The following is a 26,308-nucleotide window of genomic DNA, read 5'->3' as shown; positions in this document are numbered from 1 at the left end:
TTTATAGCTTCTACTAATTTTTTCTCTAATTCGTTTAAATAATTAATAGCACAATCAATTATATCTATAATTTTATCATCGCTTATACATCCGTCCATATTTTCATAATTAACAGATATCTGTTTTTTATCTATTACATTATCAAACATAACTTTATTATCCATAAATTTTTTAATTTCTGTTCCCTTAATATTAGCTCCACCTTCTGTAGAATTAATAAATTTTATTTGACAATTTTCCTTAATAATTTCTTCAAACTGCTCTCTAAACAAACTTAAAGTCATACTTGTTCTTACCTTATTGCCATATATGTCTTCCACATAGAGACTAAATTCATCAGCCACCTTATTAATATCTTCTTTATCCTTATACTTTTCTTGTACAAATTCAGCATTTTTTGCATGAACCTTATCATCTGTATAAGCTAAATCTTGACCTATAAATATTATGGGATTACATCCCATATACATAGCTATTTTTGTACAAGTATGTGCAACAGATGAATATGTAAAATTAAAATTTGGATTATCTACCATATCATTTATCCAAGGTGCATAAGGATAAAATACTCTATTCCCCTTATGTAATTCTAGTACCTTATTAGGCAAAATCTCTGAATGTACTAATGTGATTTCTTCTTTTTTAATAACTTCATCAACCAATTCATAGGATAATTCATGGGCATCTACAATAGATAAAAAATCTGCCTTTATTCCTTCTTCTATTAGAGTTCTCCAGGTTCTTCCTCCCGTAAAAATCACAGCCTTATCTTCAAACTGTTTAAGTTGACTTATATTCTTAGATAATGATGGTCCCGCAGATACTATAACTGCCGGCCTACCACTATACATATTTTTCATATTAACTATATTTTTACTTTTACTTAAATATTTTAGATTACAAATAGTAGATTCAAACCAAATCTTAGAAAAAGTTATATTAGTGTTTCTATTAATAACTCTTCTTCTTGTCACACTTCTAATAAGGTCATAAATTTTATGAACCTTTATAGGATATGCATTTCTATAATTAGGGTATTCATATACTACAAAGGACTTTAAAGCAATACTCCCAATATATATTTCTAAATACTTTAAATATTCATCTGTCATAGAAATTATTGCTATGTTTTCATACTTATTTTCTTTTCCATAGATATATTTATTATAAACCTCAATATTAGGTTCGATTATAATTAGCTTATTATCTTCTTTAACGAAAGGCTCTATTTCTTTTATGTACTCTCCAGTTCCTAATCCAATGATTACACTATATTTATTCCCATTACTTAAAATAAAATCCTTTATAGAATCTATATCCCTTTGAACAGAATATTTGCTTCCTAAATAAATACTTTTTCCCTCAGTTAATATTCTTAGTATCTTTTTATTATCTTTACTTATTTCTTCATATACTTCATATTCTGTAGCTTTATCCATGTTATTTTGTGTTAATTTATTAATAACTATATAAATCACTCCTTTTCTATGTCACTTTCCTATATATCACTATTATCGTTGTTTCACACAAAAACTTAAATACTCTACACACAAAAAAGGTACCGATAAATCGGTACCTCTTACAAGTAATTCAGTTCTAAATTATCTTAATAATTGAAGAACTCCTTGTGGTTGTTGGTTAGCTTGAGCAAGCATAGCTTGTGCAGCTTGTTGTAAAATGTTATTTTTAGAGAAGTTCATCATTTCTTTAGCCATATCAACATCTCTAACTCTTGATTCTGCAGCTGTTAAGTTTTCTGAAGAAGTGTTAACATTAGCAATTGTATGTTCTAATCTATTTTGCATTGCTCCAAGTTTTGCTCTTTCTCCAGAAACACTATCTATTGCAGTGTTGATAGTATCTATCATCGCTGTAATACTTGCTGCACTAGTAGCATTTGATATTACTATTTTACCAGCACTTACTCCTAAAGCAGATACTGTCATAGTTGCAATAGTTAAACCTACAGTTTGTTTTGAGTTAGCTCCAACTTGTAATAAAACTGAAGCATTACCATCAGCTCCTGATAAAGATCCGTTAATAAGTTTTTTCTTATTAAACTCAGTTTGGCTTGCTATTCTGTTGATTTCATTTTGTAATTCTGTAATTTCTTTACCAATTTGAGCTCTATCATCTTGGATATTTGTATCATTTGATGCTTGAACTGCTAATTCTCTCATTCTTTGAAGAATGTTGTGAGTTTCATTTAAAGCACCTTCTGCTGTTTGAATTAAAGAAATACCATCTTGAGAGTTTCTAGAAGCTTGCTCTAAACCTCTGATTTGTCCTCTCATTTTTTCAGAAATTGCAAGTCCTGCAGCGTCATCTCCAGCTCTGTTTATTCTTAATCCTGAAGATAATTTCTCCATAGATTTACCTGCTGAAGTATTGTTGATTCCCATGTTTCTGTGTGCGTTTAACGCGTTCATGTTGTGATTGATTATCATAATTAATTCCTCCTTGATTTTAACGGACATCCTTGTCCTTTTATATTTATAACTTCTTTGATAGAAGTATATAACTAGATATGTTTCTCATGAGTTTATTCTAATTTTATCTTCTAATATATTTATCGGTAGGTTTAAGATGAACTTTACACTTTTTTTTATTTTTTTTATTAATTTTTGTTTTTTAATTTTATATCTCTTTATTTATAAAATTAATACCATTAAATTTATTTTCATATGTAAAAGCAGCCCTTTTACTTTTTTTTAATTGAAAGATCTCATCTTTTATTTTACTTCTTTCTTCATTAAGAATATTAAAAGCTTCTTTTTCCACAGTTAATAAATTTATTTCTTCTACTACTTTCTTTAATTCTTCTTTTTTTATATCCATACTGTTCATTTCTTCTATTATTTCTGTTCTCTCTTCTAGAAATTTATTGGCTTCTTCATCATTTTTTATAGCTTCAATAAACTTCTCTGTGATTTCTTTATACCTTAAAAGCAATTCTTTTAATTCCATAATATACTACATACCTAATTGAGATGTAAGATAACTTTGTTGAGCATTAAGCTTATTCATCATAGATTCTATGGTTGCCCATTTAGAATATAATTGTTGCTCTCTTTTCACAAAATCCTTCTCCATGTCTTCCATCTTTCTATCATATTTTTTTATAGCTTTAGTTATCTCACTATTAACTGATGAAACTGAACCTTCTACACCAACTTTTTTAATTAAACTTGATGATATGCTTACAGTTTCATTATATAGTATGCCTTTTAACCTTTGAGCTAAGCCTGTTGCTTTATTCTTTTCTAGAGTGGTCAAACTATCATCTGATGGTGGAGTTGAAATAAATAATTTCATTACATCTTCTAAATTATTTTCTAAAGCATTAGTAAGTTTATCTTCATCAATTGTAAAAGTTCCATTTTTAGTTCCTTGATAATCTGCAACTGGTTTAATACCAAATTTCTCTAAATTTCCGTCTACTCCATCTACAAGACCTCTCATAGCACTCNNTATTCTTGATACATCAGAATCTTTATATAACTGCCCTTGCTTAACCTTTTCATTCCAAATTTTTATCTCATTCTCTGACATTTCTTTCTTTTGCTCATCTGTTAATGGCATATAGTTTTTATTTCTTTTTTCTATAGTTAAGGTGTTAAGCTTTTCCATAAGCTTATTATAATCGTTAATAAAATTAACAAGCTTATCTTTTACCCCAGCAGCATCATTTTTACCATTTACACTTATCCCTTCTGCTGGTATTTCTCCTGTAAATTTAAAAGTCATTCCATCTAAAGTTAGCGTATTAGAAATACCAGTATGAGTAAACACTCCACCTTTATCATCTTTTACTACTATTTCAGCGTCTGTGCCTTGTGATGACATTGTTGTACCATCTAATATACCTACATCAACTTTACCATCTGCTCCAGCTTTGGTAGAAGTAAATATAATCTTACTTGTATCAACTTCATCTAACTTAGCCGTTACCTTTATGTTTTGTTCTTTTAATACCTTATTTAAATATTCTACCTCTTGTCCATCAACTGCTTTAGATAAGTCAATAACATTTCCATTAATAGATATAGTTTTCCCTTTTATATCAGCTGCATTTAAAGTATTAGTAGTATAAGTAGCATTTATTCCACTAGTAAAAGTTCCAGCATTACCACCTATTTTGATATTAGGGTCTTCAACTTTACTTCCTAATGTTGTGCTACTAAAAGTAATATTGCCACTGTCATCAATTTCCGCAGTTAATTTTTTATCTTTTAATTTACTTTGTAATAATTTCTCTATATCATCATTAACATTTTCAGGTGTAATATCAATAGTTACTATTTCACCATTTATATTTATTTCACCATTAGCATCTTTTAAATCTTGAACTGTAAAACCAGTTACAGTTGCGGCTGTTGCATCTATTCCACCTACTATAGTGCCTACTAATGAACTTGTCCCACCCATTGTAAATGCACTATCCTTACCTAAAACTGTGGATTCAAAGATAAATCCACTTTGATTTCCAGCTTCCGTTCCTGCAAAATCACTATACCTAACAGATACATTCATTCCTGCTGCTTTTAATTCTTTATTTAAATTTTCAGCCCTTGCTTTTGCTGTATCACCTTGTAACGTAAACTCTTTTCCATTTATCACAAGGCTATTACCTGAATCTAATCCCTCTGTCACTATTGTCTTAGCTGCTGTGGCTGTATTCCCCGTTACTGTATAATTTCCTGGTTTTACATCACTACCGCCAGTTACAGTTAATACATTTTCATTGGAAGATTGAAATTTTACTGTTGACCAATTCTTACTTAAAAGTAACGTATCTGTTTTAGCAACATCAAAATACTTATCATAAAGTTCCTTAGACTCCTTAATTATATCTCTGTAAAGTTGTTGTTTTATCTCCATTATATCCTTTTGTTGCTTCTGTTGTTGAATTTTAATTCTATAGGGACTCATAGTATCCTTAATTATTTGATCTATATCCATCCCTGTAGCAAGTCCTGTAATCCTCATTTTTATTCCTCCTTATCTTTTTCCTTTTGAAACTTCATAAGCTTCCTGCCATGTATTTCTTACTTCTTCTATAAGTGGCATAACTTCATCTATAATTTTTACATCCTTTTTAATGTTTGCCTGGAAAAGTCTTTCTTTTATAAACTCATATATCTTATACATATTCACTGCCCATTCACCAGCATTTTGATCTAATGTAATCATAAGTTCTGTAAATATATCTTGAGTCTTAACAAGATTTTCATGACTACTTTTTACATCTTTATCTAATATAGCTTGTCTAGCCATTTTAGCAAATTTTACAGCTCCATCTAAAAGCATTAATAACAACTGCTCCTTAGAAGCATAATTAACACTATTACTTTTGTACGCATTATATGCATTAGCACCTGCATTATACATTTTATCTCCTCCAGTTTAGGCCTTTTTGTCTACAAGTATCCCCACCATTTCACACATTTTAGCAACCATGTCTAGGATTTTCTTCGGTGGTACTTCAAGTAATACATCCTTTGTTTTATTATCTACTATTTTTATCATTATTTGGTTAAATTTATCATGTACCTCATACTCTGCATGGATATCTTCATCTTCCATAAATTTATTAAGTTTATCAACAGCCTTATTAATCTCTTCTAATTTATAATTTTCATTTTTATCTATAGTTTCCTGTGTAGTTGCATTATTTTCTGAAACACGTTGAACTTCTCTTGCTGGAGTTACACCTTCCATGGTTCTTCCAACATTAACTCTACTTACTTCCATATTGATTCCCCCAAATTATAATATTTTATAATAAATTTTCGGTAAATTATATTAATTATCTTCCCTGATATTTATATATAAACCTCTCAATCCCACCCTATGACAACAACTAGCTATATAGTTTTATATTTATATAGCTAAATATTTATATAGTCATATAGTTAAAAATATTAACAGAGTTCTTTGCTTCAGAGGGAGTTTTTACTCCCTCTGAAGGTTAGAAATCGTTATCCAGGTACGTAGCCGCTCTCTACCCCCACTTTAAAGAAAATGGGAGTATTAGAGCGGGTCGTCATGGGATAAATAGTTAACTATTTGGAGATTATGTATAAAATTATTTTTTTATTTTAGGTAATAGTTCCATGTTTATTTTAGAAGCATTGATGTTTTCTTCTCCTACTTCTTTATAAAGTTCACTTCTTAGTATTTTAACTTCCTTAGGTGCATTGATAGATACCTTAACAGAGTTATCGTCAATTTTAACTATAGTTATCTCTACATTGTCTCCAATTTTAATTCCTTCACCTGGTTTTCTTGTTACCACTAGCATACTATCACTCCTTTATTAAGGGATGTTTAATGCTATAGTTTTCCCTATCTAGAATCATTTGATGCCCTAAGTTATTTTTTGAATTTATTATAATAGGAGCCTTTAAATTAGTAGTTATCTTCTTAATATCACTATTAAGAGTGACTGTATTTAAAATCAAAACATCTTCAGGGGCTTCTATCTTAAGCGAATTTATAACAGCCTCCGTTAACTTAACTTCATAATCCACTTTAAAATCAAAGGGAACTATAGTAACAAAGCCTATATTCTCATCCTCTGTAGACTTAAGGGTCTTAAAAGGCTCTGACCCTTCTATCTCCTCAAGAACAAAAGTTTTTAAACTCTCAAACCCCGGCAACCCATTATTAAAGGTAATAACATTCTTATCTTTTTTCTCTGCGGTCATCATAACACCTCTTATCTTTTTTAGAGTTTCTTAATAAAAATTTGCTTCAAGCACCGTTCCTAGCATGGAAAGAATTTTACTTCTACCATCTTTTATGTGACTTTCTTATATTTGAAAATTCTTTGTAGTGACAAGGATAAGTAGCGCAGAAGCAATGAAAATTTTAATTTTAGAAACTCTTAGTTGTAGCGTTGTGAAATTACCGTAACTCTTGCCACGGACGGCAAGAGCCGAGCTCTGAGCCAGGATGGCGAATAGTGAGGGTAGGTAATTTCACAAAAGCGTAGACTTAGAGTTTCTTAATAAAAATTTTGCTTCAAGCACTTATCCGGTTACGGAAAAGAATTTTCAATCCTATAAAAAGTCCAGAATTGATGGCTGAAGGACTTTGGAGCTAGTTTGTAGCGATGCTACATAGATAGTTCTTGCTACAGCCATCTCCATACTCTTTTCCATGAAATCTATATCTTCATTACCAGATAGTATTTCTGTAAGGTTTTCATTTTGTGCTGTATTTAGATCCTTTGCACTTTCCATCCTATTTTGCACAGTACCAACCTTAGCACTTATACTAATCATATTTTCTATTACCTTATCAATCTGATCCAAGTTTTCTCCTACAACCTTTGACTTACCATTTACATCACTCAAGTTATTTAGAAGGTCATCAAAGAATTGAGTAACTTCAATATCATTACCTGCTTTGTCCTTAAACTTTAAAACTTCTACCGCATTTACATTGTAATCCACTGTAACCCCAGAAGAAATCTCTACTTTTAGAGATTTATTTATAATATTTTCATCTCCTGATATACTTATGGAATTTTCACCTGTTACCCCATCTAAATTTACTTCTACTGGTTTTGAAGCTCCATCTTTACCACCAAAGATATACTTTCCATCAAAGCTAGTATTTAAGATCTGTCCAAATTCTGCTACTCTCTCATTTATCTCTTCTTTAATAGCAGTAAGTTCTGATGAACCATAGGTAGCATTTCCAGAAGATACCATAAGTTCTCTTATTCTTTGAAGACACTTAGTACCATTGCTTAGAGCTGTGTCTGTGGTATCCATCCAGTTTATAGTATCCTTTATATTAGTATTATACTGTTTATTAGCATTTATTTCTGAATACATCTGCATGGATCTTGCTACTTTAAAAGGGTCATCTGAAGGTTTTGAAAATACCTTACCAGTATTTAATTGCTTTTGTATTTTGTTTAAGCTATTTAAGTTAGTATTCATATCACCTAAAAAGCCACTAACCATTACACCATGAGTTATTCTCATTTTATCACCTCTATATCTTCACTATTTCTACCTAACTAGACCAATTACTACATCTAACAGTTGATCTACCGTTGTTATTACCTTTGCATTAGCTTGGAAGGCATGTTGGAATTGTACAAGGTTTATTGCTTCCTCATCTAAGGATACTCCTGAAGTTGAAAGTCTTCTTTCAAGAAGCCCCTTTAATAAAGTATTTTGATTTTTAACAATTCTTGTAGCTTCCTCTGACTGAACTCCCAGTTTATTTATAGTATTCTTAAAGAAGCCTTCTACCTTAACTCCTCCATCTATAGTATTAAACTTTGGTACATTACCTTCAGCGGTAATACCTAGATGTTCTTCTACAAAAGCCTTATAGTCATATACTGAACCATCCTTCTTTTTACCACTTTGAATACTATCTATATTCAAACCAAAGTCTCTTAGGCTAGCCAATGCTAGTGCTCTATCTCCATCAGTAGAACCTGAACCCTTACTTGCTCCAGCCTGAATTAGCATAACATTTTTTAGAATATCTGAATTCATTGCTATATTTCCTGCTGTAATACCATCATAATCAAGAGGGTCATTTCCTGAATTAACAAAGAAGGCATACTGTTCACCTGCTGGAATACCCTCTGTATGAATTGCATTTACTGCAAATGCTAAAGTTTTTGCTAAGGTATTAGCCTGTTCTATATAACTTTCAGCATCTTCATGAATTGATTGAAGTCCACCTATTCTTCCTGAGGATGGATTAAATATTTGATCATTATTTAATGCTCCACCTGTAAGATTTACATTTCCATCTTCTTCAGTAACAAGAACTCTTCCATTATTTAAATTTTCATATTGCTCATCAGAAAGAGTAACTCCTGTTAATGTAACCTTATTTTTATCTGAAGTCATATCTCCATTTTTATAGTATTCTATATCATAACTTCCATCTGGATTTTTTGTTAATTTATTTACAAATCCTAATTTATTAATATCTTGAGAATCTTTATTTCTTATTAGATTCATAGAGTCATTATCTTCTGGTTTACAAGTAATTCCATTAAGTATTTGATTTCTAGTATCGATACCAAACTTTGTACTTAGCTCATCTAAAAGTAAATCTCTGCTATCTAATAAGTCATTAGGATTGTTCCCTGCAATGGTAACAGTTATTATTTCTTTATTTATAGAATTTAATTGATCAAGAATAGTGTTTACTTCAAAAAGGTTGTTTTGTATTTCTTTAGCTGCATTATCCTTAGTATCATTTAACTTCTTATAAGTATGATTTAATTCATCTGCTAAAGCTTTTGCCTTTTGAGCTACTACTGTTCTAGCATCAGACTTTTCTGGATTCTTAGAAAGAGTTTGCCAAGCATCAAAAAATTCTGACATAAGCTCTGATATTCCTGTATCAGAAGGTTCATTAAAAATACCTTCAATTTCTGATAAGTAGTCTTGTCTAACACTATAATTACCAAGAAGTGAGCTTTCTTTTCTTATTTGATAGTCAAGAAACTGATTTCTTGTTCTTTCAATAGCACTAACTGTTACACCTGTACCAATTTGACCTACTCCCCCTGCTATGGTTTGTGGTCTTGCTGTTTGAAGTACAATATGTTGTCTTGAGAACCCCTCTGTATTGGCATTTGAAATATTATGGCTTGTTACATTAATATATTGCTGTTGAGCAAACATACCGCCCTTTGATGTATTTAATGTTGCAAATAATCCTGACATAACCTTCTCCTTATCTCTTTATTTTTCCATATCCATTATAAACTACCGGCTCTTTTTTAGGACTTATCATAGCTAACATAGAATTTGTGTAGCTAAGACTTTGTTTTATTAGTAGTTCATTAGTTTCCTTTTGAATCACTAAAGCGTTAATAGCTTTAACCATCTCACCATATATATGAGTAATTTCCTTTTCATCTACTTCTTCTACTATTTTTTTAATAGATTCTTTTCCTGTTAAGCTCCTTCTTAAACCTTCAGCTCTTGCTAAGTTTCTACTACAATCATCTATATCTTTAGTTATCGCTTCTAATTTAAACACATCTTGAAGAACCAATAGTTCATGTTGAGCTTCTAAAATATCTATAAGAGCCTTTATTGCCTTTAGCTCTTCTTCTAATATTCCTTTAAGCTGGTTTTTCATCTATTGTCCACCTTTCCCATATGCCATCATAGCCTTAGCCAAAACCTGTGAGTCTACAGTATATGTTCCTTTAGAAACTCTACTTTTTATCTTTTCTACTTCTTTATCACTGATACCAACACTTTCCTCTTCTAATGCTAATTTATTCAAGCTCTTTCCTAAAGTTGAAAGCTGACAAGTATCCTTAACCATATCCTTATTTGATTTAGTATTTTCTGCTTTAGCATTTTCTTTAGTCTTATAGCTATTTACATATAGAGCGTGAATATTTCCATTATTAATTTTCATGTTTTCACTCCCAACTATTTCTCTCTACCTTTATACTCGAACCTATTTAATTAAAGTTTATAGGGTTTTTTAGTAAATTTTTTACAAACTTGTTATTGTCTCATTAATAGAAAAAAAGTCTTTACTTAGAAAGACTTTTTACTCTATCTTCTCCACTAGCAATTTCAGTAATTTTAACCCCAAAGTTTTCATCTACTACAACTACTTCACCATGGGCAATTCTTTTACCGTTGATAAAAATGTCTACTGGTTCCTCTGCTAGTTTGTTTAATTCAATTAAAGAACCTCTAGTAAGAGCTAAAATATCTCTTATATTCTTCTTTGTTCTACCTAACTCTACTGATAATTCTAATGGAACATCTAATATTAAGTCTATATTTTTAGGCATTTCTACACCTCTAATTTCTTCTAGTTGTCCAAAGGATGCTTGTTTTACATTAACAGGTTCTTCATGATTTTCTACAATTCCTTGACTTTGAACACTGTAATTATTTTCATTTTTATTAGTGTTTTTTGAAGCTATTTCATTAGCTACACCTTCATTGTTCATAGAAATTTCTTTAGGTTCAGCTACAACTTTCACTTCAGTTGATGCCTTTGTAGATTCTGATACTGGTGCATCTTCCTCAGTTCCCATCATAATACTTACAATCTTCTTTGCTGTAGCAATTGGTAATATTTGAACAATATTACTATCTACTAGATCACCTATAGTCATTCTAAAAGAAACATTCACTATTTCTTCGTCTGCAGATATATCTGTAGATATCTCCTCTGAATTTTCATCACAAACAGAAGATATAGGAGGTGATATATTTACCTCTCTACTGAACATAGTTGCCATGGAAGTGGCTGCTGAACCTATCATTTGGTTCATAGCCTCCTGAACAGCACTTATTTCTAATTCAGAAAGTTCACTTGGTGTCTCTACAACTCCATCTCCACCCATCATTAAATTTGCTATAACAGCCGAATCTTCAATATTTATTATAAATAGATTTCCCCCAACTATTCCACTGACAAATTGAACATCTAATACTATATTAGGTGTTTTAAAGCTTTTTTTCAGCTTATCTAATGTACTAAGAGTTATAGTTGGAGTTGTAATGTTTACAGGTTTACCAACTACAGCTGAAAGTGCTGTGGCTGCTGTACCCATAGATATATTTCCTACTTCACCCAATAAATCCTTTTCTAAATCCGATAATTCCTCAGTCGATTCATTAACTGGTTCAATTTCCGAAGAACCACCATCTCCATTTAGAAGTGCATCTATTTCCTCTTGTGAAAGAAACGAATTATCCATCATTCTCAACTCCCTTGTCAATATATTCAATTATTTGAACTGCCTTATTCTTACCCTTTAATCCTGGTTTAGCTTTAAATAGAAGTTCATCTTCAACATAAATATCAACTGTACTATCATAACTTCTATCTAGGGTAACAATGTCTCCTGTAAATAAATTCAAGAAATCATTTACGGAAATCTTCGTTTCTCCAAGGACAGCCTTCATTGCTACGTCTACATTTTTTATAGTTTTGTTTATATTTGCTTTTACCTCTTCACCTTGTTCATTATCTGTGGTGCTGAACCAATTTTTTATAACCAAGTTGTCTAAAACTTTTTCTATGCTTAGATACGGAATACATATATTTATAAGTAAACTTGTATCAAACATATCTACACTAAAAGTTACTAATGCTACAGGCTCATTAGGAGCTAGAATTTGATTCAATGCTGGATTAGTTTCTATACTATCTAGAATTGGCTCTACTTCCATTACATCTTCCCAAGCTAACTTTAACTTAGAAATCATCTCCTGATTAACATGCTTAATAATGTTTTTTTCTATATCTGTGAGTTCCTTAAATTTAGGCTTTTTGTCTCCACTTCCTCCAGCTAGAACATCAAATATTCTAAGGACAAATTCCTCGTTAGTCTCTAATATTATTTGACCATCAAGGGGAGGCATTCTAAACAAATTAAGCACAGTGGTGCTTGGAATAGAATGTATAAATTCTTCATAGGTTATTTGTTCTACACTTTCTATCTTCACCTTAACATTACTTCTAAGCTGAGCTGTTAAGTAGTTAGATACTATCCTCGCGTAATTATCATGGATAACTTCTACTGCTCTAATAACATCCTTAGAAAACTTTTGTGGCCTTTTAAAATCATAATTTTTAATTTTAATATTTTCTTCATCTTTTTCAATGTCACTTGGTTCTAAGTCACCAGAAGACAAGGCAGATAAAAGTGCATCTATTTCACTTTGCGATAAGGTTTCTGCCATATTCTACCTCTTTCTACCCAGTGGGTCTATTGTAGTAGTTTATCAATATCAATCATAGTTAATATTCTATTTTCAAGATTTATAAGTCCCTTTATAAAAGGCTTATTTTTATCTTCATGAACTCTTTTAATCATATCTTCTTCCACATTCATAACTTCTTCTACATGGTCTACAGTTATTCCAACCTGCTCACCATCTAAATCTATTACTATAATGTTATTATTGTTTTCATCACTTACATTCATACCTAAAAGAAGATTAATATCTAATACGGAAAGTATACTTCCTCTTAGATTTATAAGTCCCTTAATATATTTTTCCGCTTTGGGAACCCTTGTGATTTTCATTAGTCCGTTTATTCCCTGAACTTTGCTTGTCTCTACTGCGAATTCTTCGTCACCTATTGTAAAAACCACAACTTGCACTAAAATCCCCCCCATATTATCCTAATACTTTTTTTATAGCTTCAAGCACCCTGTCTGCTTGGAATGGTTTAACTATAAAATCCTTTGCTCCAGCTTTTATAGCATCCATAACCATGCTTTGTTGTCCCATTGCACTACACATAACTATCTTTGCACTTGGATCAAAAGCTTTGATTTCTTTAACTGCTTCTATTCCATCCATCTCAGGCATTGTAATATCCATGGTTACTATATCTGGTTTTTCTGCTTTATAGATCTCCACTGCCTTAATTCCGTTATTAGCTTCTCCAATAACTTCATATCCATTCTTCTCTAAAATATCCTTAACCATCATTCTCATAAAAGTCGCATCGTCTACTATTAATACTCTTGCCATTTTCTACATAACCTCCGTTAATTTAATCCTAATGATTCTAATATTCTTTCCAAAGACCCTGGCGCTGGGATAAAATAAAAATCACCTCTTAAGTCTTCATTCTCCTGAGAAAATCCTGTTTCTATATCTAATACATAGTCATTAAATTGACCAGATTCAATGAAAGTTGTGGAAAGTACTGCTGTAAGCATGTCCTTTGCTACTGCAGGTACCGATGGGAATAACTTTAAATTAGTCATTTGACTTATGGCATTCATATAGGTTGCAAATATTATGTTACCTATTTCTCCAAGTGCTGAATAACCTAGTTCATTTAACTCTTCTCCCTCTTGCTTTCCAACTAGCATTTCTGCAATCTTCATCATTGTAGCTGTATCAAACATAAATAATATATTTCCTGGGGCTTCACCAAGAACTCTTGCAATTACTGCATAAACTACAGTTTCTTCATCTACCCTTTCAAAAATATCCTCTAATGAAATAACATTTACCTTGGGAACTGATATTTGTATCTCTTTCCCCAAGATTTGCGCCATGGCTGTAGCTGCATTTCCAAGACCTATATTACCTATCTCTCTCAATGCATCTATTTGTAACTCGGTAAACTCCATAGCTCTCCTCCTAAATAAGTGCTGCTACATCTAAAATTAAGGTTACTAATCCATCACCTAATATGGTAGCGCCAATATATTCTTTTGTGGATTTTAGTATATTTCCAAAGGTTTTAATAACTATTTCCTTTTGTCCTAATAATGAATCAACTACTAAGGCAACTTCATTTTCGCCAACCTTTGCAAGTATTACGTATTTTTTACCATAATCCTTACTTTCTATATCTAATTTATCATTAATTCTTACTAATTTAAACACCTTATCATTATATACTACAATTTCTTTGTTGTTTGTTCTTTTAATTTCCTCTGGATTATATTCCATAACTCTATCTATAAATCCTAAGGATATAGCCATAGTCTCTGTTCCAATCTTAACAAGTAAGGATTGAATTATTTGTAGAGTTAAAGGTAACTTTATTATAAAAGAGGTTCCTTTTCCTTCTTCACTGAATACATCTACGGTTCCTCCAAGGCTTGAAATTTTTGTTTTTACAACATCCATTCCAACTCCTCTTCCTGATATATCAGTAACTACTTCATTAGTGCTAAACCCTTGAGAGAAAATAAGATTTTTTATATCATTATCATTCATCCCTTCAGTATTAATACCAATTTTCTCTGCCTTAGCCTTAACCTTTTCCACATTGATACCACTACCATCATCTTCTACCTTTATAACAGCCTTAGTACCTTCAGAATAGGCAATTAATTTTATCTTTCCTGCCGCTGGCTTACCTTGACTAATTCTTTTTTCTGCTGACTCAACTCCATGGTCTGCAGCATTTCTAAGCAAGTGTATTAAAGGTTCACCTATCTCTTCAATTACAGTTCTATCAAGCTCTGTATCCTGTCCTTGAATTTCAAAATCAATCTCTTTATTTAGTTCCATTGATAAATCTCTTATCATTCTTGGGAATCTATTAAACACTACATCTAAAGGTAACATTCTAATCTTCATAACTAAATCTTGAAGATCAGTAGTAGTCCTAGCTACTTCTTCTAAGGTTTCATTTAATTCCACAATCTTATGATTAGCGCTTATTTGCTCTAATCTAGTTCTATGGATTACTAGCTCAGATACCATATTCATAAAGTTATCTAATCTTTCTAAATCAACTCTAACAGATTGTCCAACACCTTTATTTTTGTGTTTTACTGGTTGTTTTTTATTTTCTTCTTTGGTACTAGGTGCTTTTTCTACAGTTTTTGCCTTAAGATTATTTTTTGATTCCTTTAGTTCTACTACTTTGTTAGAATTTTCTTTGTCTTTAGCAATTTCAGCAGTATTTGTAGCCTTAGTACTAGTAGCTAAACTTGTGGCAGCAATTTCATTAGCTCCTTTAGCATCTCTAACGCCATTACCATTATTAACCAAACTACTTATATCTCTTACATCAACTTGCCTTATTTCAGATATTCCATTAATAGAATTTCTTATTATGTCCTGAGATGTTTCTGTTACAAATACTAAATCAATATCAAAATCAAAGTTTTCACTTTCTAAATCCTCCAGCTTTGGATTTGATTTTAGGATTTCTCCATTCTCCTCTAAAGTCTGAAATAAAATAAATGCTCTAGCAGATTTTAAAATAGTTTTTTTATCAAGTCCAACATGAACATGGAAGGTATTGAAATTATTCTTTAAAGCTTCCTTTAAGGTATCAATATCATATTCATCAAGGCCTAAGTCTACAATATCCTCACTGCCCATTATATCTTGTGCCACTTCTTTATCTTTATTCTGAATTACCTCTGATGAATTTTCTTCCTTTTGGATGTTTTCATTTCCCTCTGCTATCTTTACTAGCTGAGTTACAATGTTATTAATCTCTATGTCTCCATCACCTCCATCAGTAATATCCCCTACCATGGATTCTAAAATATCTAAACAATTAAACAATACTGTTACCACTTCATGGGTTACTTTAAGTTGTCCTTCTCTAAACTTGGACAATACATCCTCCATCTTATGGGTAAGTTCTGCCATTTTAGTATACCCCATAGTAGCAGCCATTCCTTTAATGGTATGTGCAACTCTGAAAATCTGATTTAATATTTCCATATCTTCCGAATCATTTTCTAATATAAGTAATGATTCATTTAATAGTTGTAAATTGTCACTTGACTCTTCTAAAAACATAGATAGATATTGAGAAGTGTCCATGTTACCCCTCCTTAAATTTTCTTATAGATAAATGTTGAAAGTTTCTCAAAACCAAAATTCTTATATCCATATATACTTTCTGTAGCACCTATAAATAATAAACCTCCTGGATTTAATGCTTTAGAAAACTTTTCATAAATTTTTTCTTTTACTTCATTAGTAAAATATATAACCACATTTCTACATACAATTATGTCAAAGCCACCTTCATAGCTATCTAATATAAGATCATGTTTTTTAAAGGTTACTAGACCTTTTACTTCCTGGTTAATTATAAATTTTTCCCCCTCATGTTTAAAATACTTATGAAGTTGGGTTTTTGGTATGTTTTTAATATCTCCACTTACATACTCTCCTGCTTTTGCTCTTATTAGGATGTTAGTATCTATATCAGTGGCTAATATCTTATGCCTAACACTAGGAGTCATCTCATTTAACATCATAGATATAGAATAAGGTTCTGCCCCAATAGAGCAAGCTGCACTCCATATTTTTAGTGGTCTATTATAGGATAATTCACTTTTTATAAAATTTTCAAGTTCCCTAAATATTTGTGGGTTTCTATAGAACTCTGTTACATTTATCGTAACATAATCCAAAAACTTTTCCCTTATGACCTTATCTTTTTTTATTAATACCATATATTCATCTAAATTTTTAGCTCCAGCTCTAGACATAATAGTAAGTATTCTTCTATGTAACTGAGCTGATTTATAGCCAGACAAATCTAAATTAAACTCTCTTAATACGAAATTTTCAAACTTTGTAAAATCCATTAATTCCTCACATCCCCCAGTACTATATTAGCTATTCTTTTACTAATATCATAAAGTGGAATAACTTCGTCTATCATATTAGTGTCGTAAGCTGCTTTAGGCATTCCATATATTATACAAGTAGACTCATCTTCTGATATAGTGGCTCCACCTGCTTTTTTCACTTCTATAATTCCATCAGCTCCATCTCTTCCCATACCAGTAAGGATAATACCTAATAAATTCTCCCCATATACCTTAGCTCCTGATATAAACAGCTTGTCTACAGCCGGCCTTACTCCCCACATTGGAGGTTCTAAATTTAAGGTTATAGTTTTGTTTCTACTTATCGCCATATGTTTACCACCAGGTGCTATATATACAACATCCTTTTCTATGGACATACCTTCCCTGGCTTCCACCACCTTAACCTTAGAAAATTTATCAAGTCTTTCAGCAAAAGCCTTTGTAAAACCTTCTGGCATATGCTGAACCACTAATATAGGAACTCCTAATTTTTCTGGAAGGTTTGTAATAACATTAAATAATGCCTTAGGACCACCTGTAGATGCCCCCATTACAATTGCTGAGATTTTTTTATTACCTATTTCTTTACTTCTTATAGTTTTAGGAGGCATTGAGTCTATTTCTCTTATTTTTAATACTTGAGAAGCTCTATGTATTTCTCTTATTTTACCTTCTTTAACGTCAACGCCTTTTGCGCTACTAATGGAAGAAGTCTTTCTTACAAATCTGATACCTCTTATTTTTGAAACTAGAATTTCTCTAACTGCATTAATGTTTAAAGAAATTGAACCCGATGGTTTAGGTACAAAATCTATAGCTCCATTTTCTAAACATTCCATAGTTTCCTCGGCACCATCCTGTGTTAAACTACTTATCATTATAACTTTAGTAGGTATCTTTAACTCCATTACTTTCTTCAAAGCTTCTATCCCATTCATCTTTGGCATTTCAATATCTAAAGTGATAACATCTGGAACCTGCTTTTTTAACTTTTCTAAAAGATCTTCTCCATTTCTCGCAATGTCTATCACTTCCATATCATCTTCCATATTTATCATATCCGATATCATCTTTCGCATTAAAGCGGAGTCATCTACAACCATAACTGAAACCTTTTGTACCATATGTAATCACTCCAATCATTAATTTCTATATAATTTTAATACCTTCTCCTACAGTTTTTACATATAGCTCCCCTGTTACTGTATCAAAGGTTATTGTTCTTCCTTTAGTTCCTCCAATTTCTTCACTATCTATAGGTATTTTTCTAGCCTTTAATATATCCTTAACTGCTAGGCTGTTTCTAGCACCTATATCCATATTAACCTTACTGTCTGCAAAGTTAAACATAGATGCCCCACCAGCAATCTTAGCTCTTAGATCCCTTTCTTTTGCACCATTTTCTATCATTTCTTTAATCAGAATAGGTATTGCAAGATTAGCAAACTTTATTTCATTTGCTATCTTATTAAACTTTTCACTGTCTGGAAGCATAATATGTGCAAGGCCTCCAATTCCAGTTTTTTTATCTATGATGGCAATACCAATACAAGAACCTAGCCCAATTGTCATAAGTCTATCTGGACATTTGGCTATTTTATAATCTGCAATGCCTACTTTTATCTCCTTGTATTCCATAGCTTACCTTTCTATTTTCTCCTTTTCATCCTTTGAAAGAAGTTCATTTAAATTTAAAAGTAAAATAATAGTATTTTTATTTTTATCTTTTATTATCCCCTTAACATATTTCTTAGATATATTAGAAGATATATCTGGTGTAGGTTCTAAGTCATCCACTTTCTTAGATATAACTTCATTAACAGCTTCTACTATAACTCCCATTGCACCATCTTCATTTCTAACAACGATTATGGAACCCTCCTTTTCTTTATCTTCCAGATTATATATTCCAAATTTTTTAGCTAAACTAATAACTGGTAATATTCCATCTTGATAATTTATAACTCCCTGTAAAAAATCTTGTGAATCTGGAATTTTTGTTGGCTCTTCATAGTTTAGAATACGTTCTACCTCTCTAATATCTGCTGCAAAGCACTGCTCTCCTAACCTAAACACAAGTAATTTAAATTCCTCTGCCACTTTTATCCCTCCTAAATTTTAAACTTATCAACAATTAAATCTCTATTTTTATCTATATATACATGAACATTTTTGCATGTTTCATCCATTATAGTTTCCATATTTCCAACTATAAACTTAGTATTTAAGTAAGCGACATCACAATAAATATGTCCTTCCTTACCTACTACTACCTCCGTCATAACCCCCGAATGTGACCCTACTATCTTAGCCTTAATTTCATTTTCCGCCTTAACTTTTCCACCTCGAAGCTCGCATTGTCCTTCTCCTGTAAAGTATATACCCTTTTCTGCATAAACATTGGATTTATAAACACCTTTACCATTTATTATCAAACTACCAGAGCAAAATACTGTACAATCTTGAATGTACCCTATTGTAGCATCTGAATTAATATCTTTCATAGCTTCTATGGCCTTTATTTTCTCTTCTGCTAAAGTCTTAACCTTAATTAGTTCTTCTACACCACTTATTAACATGTAGTNNACTCTAAATAATTCATTGTTATTATCATTAATTTCAACCATTGTATTTAATACTTTATTAATTATCTTAGTTATTAAAGGAAATTTACTCTTTATAACAAGGCCTATAATATCACAATCTCTTATATTCCCCTTTATATCTCCACTTTCTTTAACAGCTGTTACAGCCTTATACAAGCTATGAAAACTATCCACTATGGCCGATAATTCTTCTAAATATCCTTTAAACTCAGAGAACTCACTTCTAATCTTTATTGTAGATGAAATTGCACTACCAATGATTTGCATATCTCCCTCTGACCAAAGACTACATCTTACTGCATTTCCCTTTATAATTATGGCATTTCCTGATTTAACCTTCATACCTTCTTTAACATCAGCATTAATAATTACATCGCCTATAAAATTAATATCTCCTGTAGTTATATCTACATCACTAAGAACCTCATGAACATTATTAACCTGAAAAATACATCCCTTTACTTGAGGTTTTCCCTCCATTGTGGACACTATAGTATCCTTATCCTTAAATTTACATCCTGATTTCACCATCATGTCCTTAACTTTTCTTTTCTTTGGTTGAATAGGCTGTGAAAATAAGTTAATACCTATGGTACCTTCTTTTCCTACAGTACGTTTTGCAAGGATATCATCTTTCTTCACACTTGTTATACTACCTATAGATTTAAAATCTACATTACCACTTTGGTCACTTTTAAATCCTTTATGGGTACTAGTATCAAAATATACTTCTAATACATCATCTATAGGTTCAATCGGTTCCTTTCCCCTAGCAACTACAACATTTTCTATCTTGTCCATATTTTTTATGTCATCTAACATCTTATTGTCAATCCCATAAACTATGTTCTTATCTTTAAGTTCTTTTAATAATTCATCCCTCGTATATTTAGGTGGAAACTTCTCTTCTTTTACCTTTGCATTTAAGGTAATCATAGGTGCTTCTGGTGTATCTTCTAAAGTATAAATTACTTCCGGACTATAGTTTATTGATATACTAGCTATCATTTTATCTTCACTAATATTTATACTCAATTCCCTTATTGCCTTAGATTCATTAAAAATTATATCTATCTTACTTTCAGAGCTAACTCTAGCTCTACCTTTTACTTCTTGTTCATCTACAAATAAACTAACATCCTTGCCCTTTACAATCCAAGGACCTTCAGAAATATTTTCTTCATCAGTAATAATCAGTTTGCCATCAAGTACTTTTACAGTTCCCCTTAATGTCTTATTTTCCACATTATCACCCCTAATACATAATACAGATCATTTCCTTCTAAAATACAAAAACAATACTATAATATATTATCGTATTGTTTTTGACATACTTTACTATTTACTTGTTTTATAATTCTTCAAGTTTCTTGTAATTAATTCTTCAAACTTATCTTTTATATCATAAATTCTTTGATATATTTTATCATATTTTATAATACCTTCAACTTCATTTATAGGTAGCACCTTAGGAGAAGTTCCTGATATAAATAATCCATCTAAATTTTTTATATGTTCATAATAAATATTTTCTTCTCTTACCTTTAACCCTAATTCTTCACAAGCTTTTATTATCTCGCTTCTAGTTATTCCTGGAAGCACCCCTTCTACTGGGGCTGTAATTATTTCATCACCTTTTATCATAAATATATTAGATTTGCTTCCCTCTGTAATATACCCTTTACTATTTACTAAAATAGCTTCATAACTGCCACTAGCATCTATTTTTTCATTAACTTTTCCCCTAAAGGAATTATCTATAACCTTGGCATTAGGATTATGTCTTTCTCCAAAATAAAGAATAGTCTTTACTCCACTACTATACATATCCTTAGTTGGATAAGAATGCTTTATAAAAAATATAAATAGATTATCCTTATTTATTACAAGCTTTAAATTACCACTTTCAACTCTATTTAGAGTTATTAATTTTCCTATGTATTCCTTAATCTTATCCATAGATATAAGTTCTTCTTTTTTTTCTAACTTTAAAGAATTTTCAAGTCTAGCTAAATGTTCATCTAAAAATAGAGGAGCTCCATCTATAACCCTTATAACCTCATATATGCACTTACCTTCCACCACATATATATCTTGAAATTCCTCCCTTTCATAAGCTTCATCATTCTTTATAAAGTAATCATTTATACAATTCTCCATAATTATCGCCACCTTAAAATCTCTAATTCATGATTCTTCTTATAATTTATTAAATATCCCTTACCTACTAACTTTAAAAGAGGTAAATCCGAAAGAGAATCAGAAAACATATAGGAGTTTTTAAAATCCACTTCTATATTGTCTTTTTTTAGCTCTTCCATTAATCTTTTCACTTTAGCTTCACCTTTGCAATTTTCTCCTAAAATTTTAGGATTAAATTTTCCTTCATCAATATGAAACTTAGTTCCAATAACCTTATCTACTTCTTTTATACTATAAAATTCATTAACATAAAACTCAGGCGAGGCAGAAATTAAATATATCTTATAACCCTTTTCCTTAAAGTCCTTAATAGCTTTAATTGCATCTTCATACAATATACTCTCTATCTTTTCCTTATAAAAGCTTTTCACTAGCTTCTTTAAGTCTTCCTCACTGATTCCTGCTAAAAATCTTAAAAAATTCTCCTTAGTTCTTCCAGCATTATAAACCTTCAGACCATAAAAAATACCAGTTATTATATGTGATGGTAAATACCTAAGTAACTTCCTATCCTTCTTAAGCATATATTTATATAATTCTATAGAAGTCTCCTTTTTAGTTAATGTATAATCAATATCAAATATAGCTAGTTTTTCCATGTGAAATTGACCTACTTTCATGTTATTCTTAACCCTTGTTCATTCATTCCATCTCCTCCTTAGTATGTTATTTCCATAGGAAAATATGGACAACATAGCATAAAAGCCGCTATATAAATAGCGGCTTTTAGAAGTTTAATTAGTTTTCACTATTTTCATTTGCAAGTAATTCTTCGTAATATGCTTTTGCTGCATCATACTCTGCATCTTCTGGTACAACAAGTTCTCCTACTTCATCATCACCAACTACTTTAAATAAGTATATTGAACCATCATCTGGATTTTGTACTAAGGCATATTCATTTTCTTCAAATAAAAATCCATCAACTATTTCACATTGAGTTACATTTCCTTCTTCATCTTCTAACTCAACGAACATTGCTTCGTGCTCTCCGCAACCACAACCACATTCTTCGTGATCATGTTCATGGTCATGTCCTCCACAGCAGCATTCATGACTTTCTTGCTCATGTCCTCCACAGCATCCTGTTTCTTTTTTATCTTCATTATTTCCACAACAGTTATTTCCCATATTAATAGCCTCCTTAAATAATACTCCTCTTCATTGTACCCTTAATCTTCATATTTTAGAAGTGTTTTATAATATTTTAATACAAAATTTTTATTTTCATACAACAATTATCCTAATTTTACATAAAGAAAAGGGCTGCCCCAAAATGGAGGCAACCCTTAAATTATTTAAAACTATTGTTGAGCTGCAAGTTTTTTATACGATTCTAATCTTTCTTTTGCATCTTGTTCAGTCTTAACAAATAATTCCTCAGCTACTTCTGGGAACATTTTTTGAAGTGATGCATATCTTACTTCGTTTAATAAGAAGTCTCTGAAAGATTCAGTTGGCTCTTTAGAATCTAAGCTAAATGGATTCTTACCTTCTTCTTTAAGAGCTGGATTGAATCTATATAATCCCCAATATCCGCAAGCAACAGCTTTTTTAGATTCTAATTGAGTATTACCCATTCCAGTCTTAATTCCATGGTTGATACATGGAGCATAAGCTATGATTAAAGATGGACCTGGATATGCCTCTGCTTCTCTTATAGCTTTAAGAGTTTGAGCTTGGTCAGCTCCCATAGCTATTTGAGCAACATATACATAACCATAGCTCATTGCCATCATTCCAAGGTCTTTCTTCTTAGTTCTCTTACCTGAAGCTGCAAATTTAGCAATTGCTGCAGTTGGAGTAGCTTTTGAAGATTGTCCACCAGTGTTAGAGTAAACTTCTGTATCAAATACAAATACATTTACATCTTCTCCTGATGCTAGAACGTGGTCAACACCGCCATATCCAATGTCGTATGCCCAACCGTCTCCACCAAAGATCCATTGAGATCTCTTAACGAAGAAGTCTTTAAATTTATATAACTCTGCCATTGTTTCGCAGCAAGTTTTGTTTGCTTCGATTAATGGAAGTACTTTCTTAGTAGCAGCTTTTGAAGCTTCTGCATTATCTTTATTCTCTAACCATTCATTTAAAGCAGCTTTTAACTCTTCATTACAATTTGTTGATACTGCTTTCTTTACTAAGTCAGCAAGCTTTTCTCTTTGGTGATTAGCACCTAAGAACATACCTAAACCAAACTCAGCGTTATCTTCAAATAATGAGTTAGCCCAAGCTGGCCCTTTACCTTCTTGATTCTTAGTGTATGGAGTTGAAGGAGCACTTCCTCCCCAAATTGAAGAACATCCTGTAGCATTAGCTATCATCATTCTGTCTCCAAATAATTGAGTTATAAGTTTCGCATATGGAGTTTCTCCACAACCTGCACAAGCACCTGAGAACTCTAGAAGCGGAGTCTCAAATTGGCTACCTTTAACTGAAGCAACACCTAATGGATTTTCAGGTTTTTTCATTTTAACTGTGAAATTCCAAGGCTCTATTTGATCCTTTTGAGTATCAAGAGGTTTCATAACTAAAGCTTTTTGTTTAGCTGGACAAACTTGTGCACAGTTTCCACAACCTGTACAATCTTGAACAGCTACAGACATTGTGAATTTTAAGCCTTTAAGTTGTCCACCTTTAGCATCTGCAAGCTTAATAGCTGCTGGTGCATTAGCAAAATCTTCTTCTGTTCCAATAGATGGTCTTATTGTAGCATGTGGACATACATAAGAACATTGGTTACATTGGATACAGTTTTCTGGAATCCACTCTGGTACATTAACAGCTATTTCTCTCTTTTCATAAGCAGCTGTTCCATGGTCAAAAGTACCATCTTCTCTTCCTTCAAAAGCACTTACAGGAAGTTTGTCTCCTTCTTGTCTATTCATAACTTCAACAATGTTTTTAATGAAGTCAGGAGTTTCCTTCTTACATTCATTTTTATCTTCTGCATTTTTCCAAGCTTCTGGAACATTAACTTTAACTATAGCATTAACCCCAGCATCTATAGCATCGTTGTTCATTTTAACAACTTTTTCACCTTTTTTACCATAAGATGTTTGAACTGCATCTTTAAGGTATTTAATAGCTTCGTCTACTGGAATAATTTCAGCTAGTTTGAAGAAGGCAGCTTGACAAATCATGTTAATTCTTCCGCCAAGACCAATTTCTTGAGCAACTTTTACAGCATTTATTGTGTAGAAGTTTATGTTATGTTCAGCAATATATCTCTTCATTGATGCTGGTAAATGTTCTTCTAAATCTTTTTCATCCCAAATACAGTTTAATAGGAATGTACCACCATCTTTAATTCCAGCTAATACATCATAGCTATTAACATAAGATTGGTTATGACATCCAATGTAGTTGGCTTGGTTGATTAGGTATGGAGATTTAATCTCTTCTTTACCAAATCTTAAGTGAGACATTGTTACTCCACCAGATTTTTTAGAATCATAAGCAAAGTATGCTTGAGCATACATATCTGTATGGTCTCCTATGATTTTTATAGCACTCTTGTTAGCTCCAACTGTTCCGTCAGATCCTAATCCCCAGAATTTACACTCAACAGTTCCTTTAGGTGTAGTAGCTATAGTTCTTGTAATGTCTAGCGATGTATTTGTAACGTCATCAACTATTCCTATAGTGAATCCATTTTTAAGTTCTTCTTCTTTTAAGTGATCGAATACAGTAACTATTTGAGATGGAGTAGTATCTTTTGAACCTAATCCATATCTTCCACCAATAATAACTGGTCTTTCAGCNNGCATTTCTAACATCTTGATATAATGGCTCTCCAGCAGATCCTGGCTCTTTTGTTCTATCTAATACAGCAATCTTTTTAACTGTTGCTGGCATATGTTTAAAGAAGTGTTCTAATGAGAATGGTCTATATAAGTGAACCTTAACTAGTCCAACTTTTTCTCCCTGAGCTGTTAAGTAATCAACTGTTTCCTCAGCAACATCACATACTGAACCCATTGCAACAATTACTCTCTCTGCATCTGGTGCTCCATAGTAGTTGAATAGGTGGTAATCAGTACCAATTTCTTTGTTAATCATTTCCATATATTTTTCTACAACTCCTGGAATTGCATTGTAGAATGGGTTTGAAGCTTCTCTTGCTTGGAAGTATATATCAGGGTTTTGAGCTGTTCCTCTAGTTACAGGATTCTCTGGGTTTAAAGCACTTGCTCTATATGCATCTACTGCATCCCTATTTAAGAATTTTCCTAGAGTTTCATAGTCCCAAGTTTGAATTTTTTGTATTTCATGTGATGTTCTAAATCCATCGAAGAAATGTAAGAATGGAACTCTACCTTCAATAGATGCTAAGTGAGCTACTGGAGCAAGGTCCATAACTTCTTGAACGCTATTTGTAGCAAGTAAAGCAAAACCTGTTTGTCTTGTAGCCATA

26 protein-coding genes and 1 pseudogene are annotated in these 26,308 nt (G+C 31.6%); all 27 read right to left on the bottom strand.

Features of this window, described 5'->3' with window-relative positions; all coding sequences use genetic code 11:
• Positions 1-1,478 (bottom strand): motility associated factor glycosyltransferase family protein (locus B2671_RS07815; protein ID WP_346869904.1); only part of this gene is annotated, 1,478 nt, incomplete at its 3' end.
• Between the two features lie 123 nt (positions 1,479-1,601).
• On the bottom strand, positions 1,602-2,447 hold the full coding sequence (gene hag, locus B2671_RS07810; protein ID WP_346869903.1) for a flagellin Hag: 846 nt from the start codon (positions 2,445-2,447) through the stop codon (positions 1,602-1,604).
• 190 nt (positions 2,448-2,637) lie between these two features.
• Positions 2,638-2,967, bottom strand: coding sequence for a hypothetical protein (locus B2671_RS07805; RefSeq protein WP_346869902.1), 330 nt, complete (start codon positions 2,965-2,967; stop codon positions 2,638-2,640).
• Positions 2,968-2,973: 6 nt separating this feature from the next.
• Complete coding sequence (gene fliD, locus B2671_RS07800; RefSeq protein ID WP_422653228.1) at positions 2,974-4,962, bottom strand: flagellar filament capping protein FliD; 1,989 nt, start codon at positions 4,960-4,962, stop codon at positions 2,974-2,976.
• Between the two features lie 39 nt (positions 4,963-5,001).
• Positions 5,002-5,391, bottom strand: a complete 390-nt coding sequence (gene fliS / locus B2671_RS07795; protein ID WP_346869900.1) for a flagellar export chaperone FliS — start codon at positions 5,389-5,391, stop codon at positions 5,002-5,004.
• A gap of 15 nt (positions 5,392-5,406) precedes the next feature.
• Positions 5,407-5,754, bottom strand: a complete 348-nt coding sequence (locus B2671_RS07790; protein ID WP_346869899.1) for a flagellar protein FlaG — start codon at positions 5,752-5,754, stop codon at positions 5,407-5,409.
• A gap of 334 nt (positions 5,755-6,088) precedes the next feature.
• Positions 6,089-6,304, bottom strand: coding sequence for a carbon storage regulator CsrA (csrA, locus tag B2671_RS07785; protein WP_346847866.1), 216 nt, complete (start codon positions 6,302-6,304; stop codon positions 6,089-6,091).
• A gap of 4 nt (positions 6,305-6,308) precedes the next feature.
• Positions 6,309-6,713 carry a flagellar assembly protein FliW gene (gene fliW, locus B2671_RS07780; RefSeq protein WP_346869898.1) on the bottom strand — a complete coding sequence of 135 codons (405 nt, stop codon included), beginning with the start codon at positions 6,711-6,713 and terminating at the stop codon, positions 6,309-6,311.
• 351 nt (positions 6,714-7,064) lie between these two features.
• Positions 7,065-8,000, bottom strand: coding sequence for a flagellar hook-associated protein FlgL (gene flgL / locus B2671_RS07775; protein ID WP_346869897.1), 936 nt, complete (start codon positions 7,998-8,000; stop codon positions 7,065-7,067).
• A gap of 27 nt (positions 8,001-8,027) precedes the next feature.
• A complete protein-coding gene (gene flgK / locus B2671_RS07770) occupies positions 8,028-9,716 on the bottom strand; it encodes a flagellar hook-associated protein FlgK (RefSeq protein WP_346869896.1) in 1,689 nt (562 codons plus the stop codon).
• Positions 9,717-9,726: 10 nt separating this feature from the next.
• On the bottom strand, positions 9,727-10,137 hold the full coding sequence (locus B2671_RS07765) for a flagellar protein FlgN (protein WP_346869895.1): 411 nt from the start codon (positions 10,135-10,137) through the stop codon (positions 9,727-9,729).
• A complete protein-coding gene (gene flgM, locus B2671_RS07760) occupies positions 10,138-10,425 on the bottom strand; it encodes a flagellar biosynthesis anti-sigma factor FlgM (protein WP_346869894.1) in 288 nt (95 codons plus the stop codon).
• 121 nt (positions 10,426-10,546) lie between these two features.
• Positions 10,547-11,731 (bottom strand): flagellar motor switch phosphatase FliY, encoded by a 1,185-nt coding sequence (fliY, locus tag B2671_RS07755; protein WP_346869964.1) that lies wholly within the window; start codon positions 11,729-11,731, stop codon positions 10,547-10,549.
• Positions 11,724-12,719: a flagellar motor switch protein FliM gene (fliM, locus tag B2671_RS07750; RefSeq protein ID WP_346869893.1), complete on the bottom strand. Its 996-nt coding sequence runs from the start codon at positions 12,717-12,719 to the stop codon at positions 11,724-11,726. Before fliM ends, fliY begins: the two co-directional genes overlap by 8 nt.
• 26 nt (positions 12,720-12,745) lie before the next feature.
• A complete protein-coding gene (locus B2671_RS07745; RefSeq protein WP_346869892.1) occupies positions 12,746-13,144 on the bottom strand; it encodes a chemotaxis protein CheW in 399 nt (132 codons plus the stop codon).
• A gap of 16 nt (positions 13,145-13,160) precedes the next feature.
• Positions 13,161-13,520, bottom strand: a complete 360-nt coding sequence (locus B2671_RS07740) for a response regulator (RefSeq protein ID WP_346869891.1) — start codon at positions 13,518-13,520, stop codon at positions 13,161-13,163.
• Between the two features lie 17 nt (positions 13,521-13,537).
• A complete protein-coding gene (locus tag B2671_RS07735; RefSeq protein WP_346869890.1) occupies positions 13,538-14,131 on the bottom strand; it encodes a chemotaxis protein CheC in 594 nt (197 codons plus the stop codon).
• A 10-nt stretch (positions 14,132-14,141) separates the two neighbouring features.
• Positions 14,142-16,298 (bottom strand): chemotaxis protein CheA, encoded by a 2,157-nt coding sequence (locus B2671_RS07730; RefSeq protein WP_346869889.1) that lies wholly within the window; start codon positions 16,296-16,298, stop codon positions 14,142-14,144.
• Between the two features lie 11 nt (positions 16,299-16,309).
• Positions 16,310-17,074 (bottom strand): protein-glutamate O-methyltransferase CheR, encoded by a 765-nt coding sequence (locus B2671_RS07725; protein WP_346869888.1) that lies wholly within the window; start codon positions 17,072-17,074, stop codon positions 16,310-16,312.
• Positions 17,074-18,204, bottom strand: coding sequence for a chemotaxis response regulator protein-glutamate methylesterase (locus tag B2671_RS07720; RefSeq protein WP_346869887.1), 1,131 nt, complete (start codon positions 18,202-18,204; stop codon positions 17,074-17,076). The genes B2671_RS07725 and B2671_RS07720 overlap by 1 nt, the downstream gene beginning before the upstream one ends.
• Before the next feature lie 25 nt (positions 18,205-18,229).
• Positions 18,230-18,718, bottom strand: coding sequence for a chemotaxis protein CheD (locus B2671_RS07715; protein ID WP_346869886.1), 489 nt, complete (start codon positions 18,716-18,718; stop codon positions 18,230-18,232).
• Between the two features lie 3 nt (positions 18,719-18,721).
• Entirely contained in the window at positions 18,722-19,180 is a 459-nt protein-coding gene (locus tag B2671_RS07710; RefSeq protein WP_346869885.1) for a chemotaxis protein CheW, read from the bottom strand.
• Between the two features lie 11 nt (positions 19,181-19,191).
• Positions 19,192-20,931 (bottom strand): FapA family protein, encoded by a 1,740-nt coding sequence (locus tag B2671_RS07705; protein WP_346869884.1) that lies wholly within the window; start codon positions 20,929-20,931, stop codon positions 19,192-19,194.
• A gap of 93 nt (positions 20,932-21,024) precedes the next feature.
• Positions 21,025-21,846 (bottom strand): aminotransferase class IV, encoded by an 822-nt coding sequence (locus B2671_RS07700; protein WP_346869883.1) that lies wholly within the window; start codon positions 21,844-21,846, stop codon positions 21,025-21,027.
• Positions 21,847-21,848: 2 nt separating this feature from the next.
• Positions 21,849-22,487, bottom strand: coding sequence for an HAD-IB family hydrolase (locus tag B2671_RS07695; protein ID WP_346869963.1), 639 nt, complete (start codon positions 22,485-22,487; stop codon positions 21,849-21,851).
• A 139-nt stretch (positions 22,488-22,626) separates the two neighbouring features.
• On the bottom strand, positions 22,627-23,019 hold the full coding sequence (locus B2671_RS07690) for a DUF1292 domain-containing protein (protein ID WP_035129187.1): 393 nt from the start codon (positions 23,017-23,019) through the stop codon (positions 22,627-22,629).
• A 173-nt stretch (positions 23,020-23,192) separates the two neighbouring features.
• Positions 23,193-26,308: pseudogene (gene nifJ / locus B2671_RS07685) on the bottom strand (pyruvate:ferredoxin (flavodoxin) oxidoreductase); the annotation flags it as partial.

Origin of the sequence: Clostridium sp. UBA5119, from assembly GCF_002414285.1 — a bacterium.
GTDB classification, from domain to species: Bacteria; Bacillota; Clostridia; order Clostridiales; family Clostridiaceae; genus Clostridium_J; species Clostridium_J sulfidigenes.
The sequence above is the reverse complement of the archived record's forward strand: the minus strand, read 5'-3'. Positions and strand labels throughout refer to the sequence as shown.

Excerpts from the sequence above, each read along its gene's own strand:
- B2671_RS07700 (WP_346869883.1), bottom strand. The coding sequence starts at position 21,846 with ATGGAGAATTGTATAAATGATTACTTTATAAAGAATGATGAAGCTTAT.
- csrA (WP_346847866.1), bottom strand. The coding sequence starts at position 6,304 with ATGCTAGTGGTAACAAGAAAACCAGGTGAAGGAATTAAAATTGGAGAC.
- B2671_RS07715 (WP_346869886.1), bottom strand. The coding sequence starts at position 18,718 with ATGGAATACAAGGAGATAAAAGTAGGCATTGCAGATTATAAAATAGCC.
- hag (WP_346869903.1), bottom strand. The coding sequence starts at position 2,447 with ATGATAATCAATCACAACATGAACGCGTTAAACGCACACAGAAACATG.
- fliM (WP_346869893.1), bottom strand. The coding sequence starts at position 12,719 with ATGGCAGAAACCTTATCGCAAAGTGAAATAGATGCACTTTTATCTGCC.
- B2671_RS07725 (WP_346869888.1), bottom strand. The coding sequence starts at position 17,074 with ATGGATTTTACAAAGTTTGAAAATTTCGTATTAAGAGAGTTTAATTTA.
- B2671_RS07690 (WP_035129187.1), bottom strand. The coding sequence starts at position 23,019 with ATGGGAAATAACTGTTGTGGAAATAATGAAGATAAAAAAGAAACAGGA.
- B2671_RS07790 (WP_346869899.1), bottom strand. The coding sequence starts at position 5,754 with ATGGAAGTAAGTAGAGTTAATGTTGGAAGAACCATGGAAGGTGTAACT.
- B2671_RS07695 (WP_346869963.1), bottom strand. The coding sequence starts at position 22,487 with ATGGAAAAACTAGCTATATTTGATATTGATTATACATTAACTAAAAAG.
- B2671_RS07740 (WP_346869891.1), bottom strand. The coding sequence starts at position 13,520 with ATGGCAAGAGTATTAATAGTAGACGATGCGACTTTTATGAGAATGATG.
- fliS (WP_346869900.1), bottom strand. The coding sequence starts at position 5,391 with ATGTATAATGCAGGTGCTAATGCATATAATGCGTACAAAAGTAATAGT.
- B2671_RS07805 (WP_346869902.1), bottom strand. The coding sequence starts at position 2,967 with ATGGAATTAAAAGAATTGCTTTTAAGGTATAAAGAAATCACAGAGAAG.
- fliW (WP_346869898.1), bottom strand. The coding sequence starts at position 6,713 with ATGATGACCGCAGAGAAAAAAGATAAGAATGTTATTACCTTTAATAAT.
- B2671_RS07735 (WP_346869890.1), bottom strand. The coding sequence starts at position 14,131 with ATGGAGTTTACCGAGTTACAAATAGATGCATTGAGAGAGATAGGTAAT.
- fliY (WP_346869964.1), bottom strand. The coding sequence starts at position 11,731 with ATGGATAATTCGTTTCTTTCACAAGAGGAAATAGATGCACTTCTAAAT.
- flgK (WP_346869896.1), bottom strand. The coding sequence starts at position 9,716 with ATGTCAGGATTATTTGCAACATTAAATACATCAAAGGGCGGTATGTTT.
- B2671_RS07765 (WP_346869895.1), bottom strand. The coding sequence starts at position 10,137 with ATGAAAAACCAGCTTAAAGGAATATTAGAAGAAGAGCTAAAGGCAATA.
- flgM (WP_346869894.1), bottom strand. The coding sequence starts at position 10,425 with ATGAAAATTAATAATGGAAATATTCACGCTCTATATGTAAATAGCTAT.
- flgL (WP_346869897.1), bottom strand. The coding sequence starts at position 8,000 with ATGAGAATAACTCATGGTGTAATGGTTAGTGGCTTTTTAGGTGATATG.
- B2671_RS07730 (WP_346869889.1), bottom strand. The coding sequence starts at position 16,298 with ATGGACACTTCTCAATATCTATCTATGTTTTTAGAAGAGTCAAGTGAC.
- B2671_RS07720 (WP_346869887.1), bottom strand. The coding sequence starts at position 18,204 with ATGGTACAAAAGGTTTCAGTTATGGTTGTAGATGACTCCGCTTTAATG.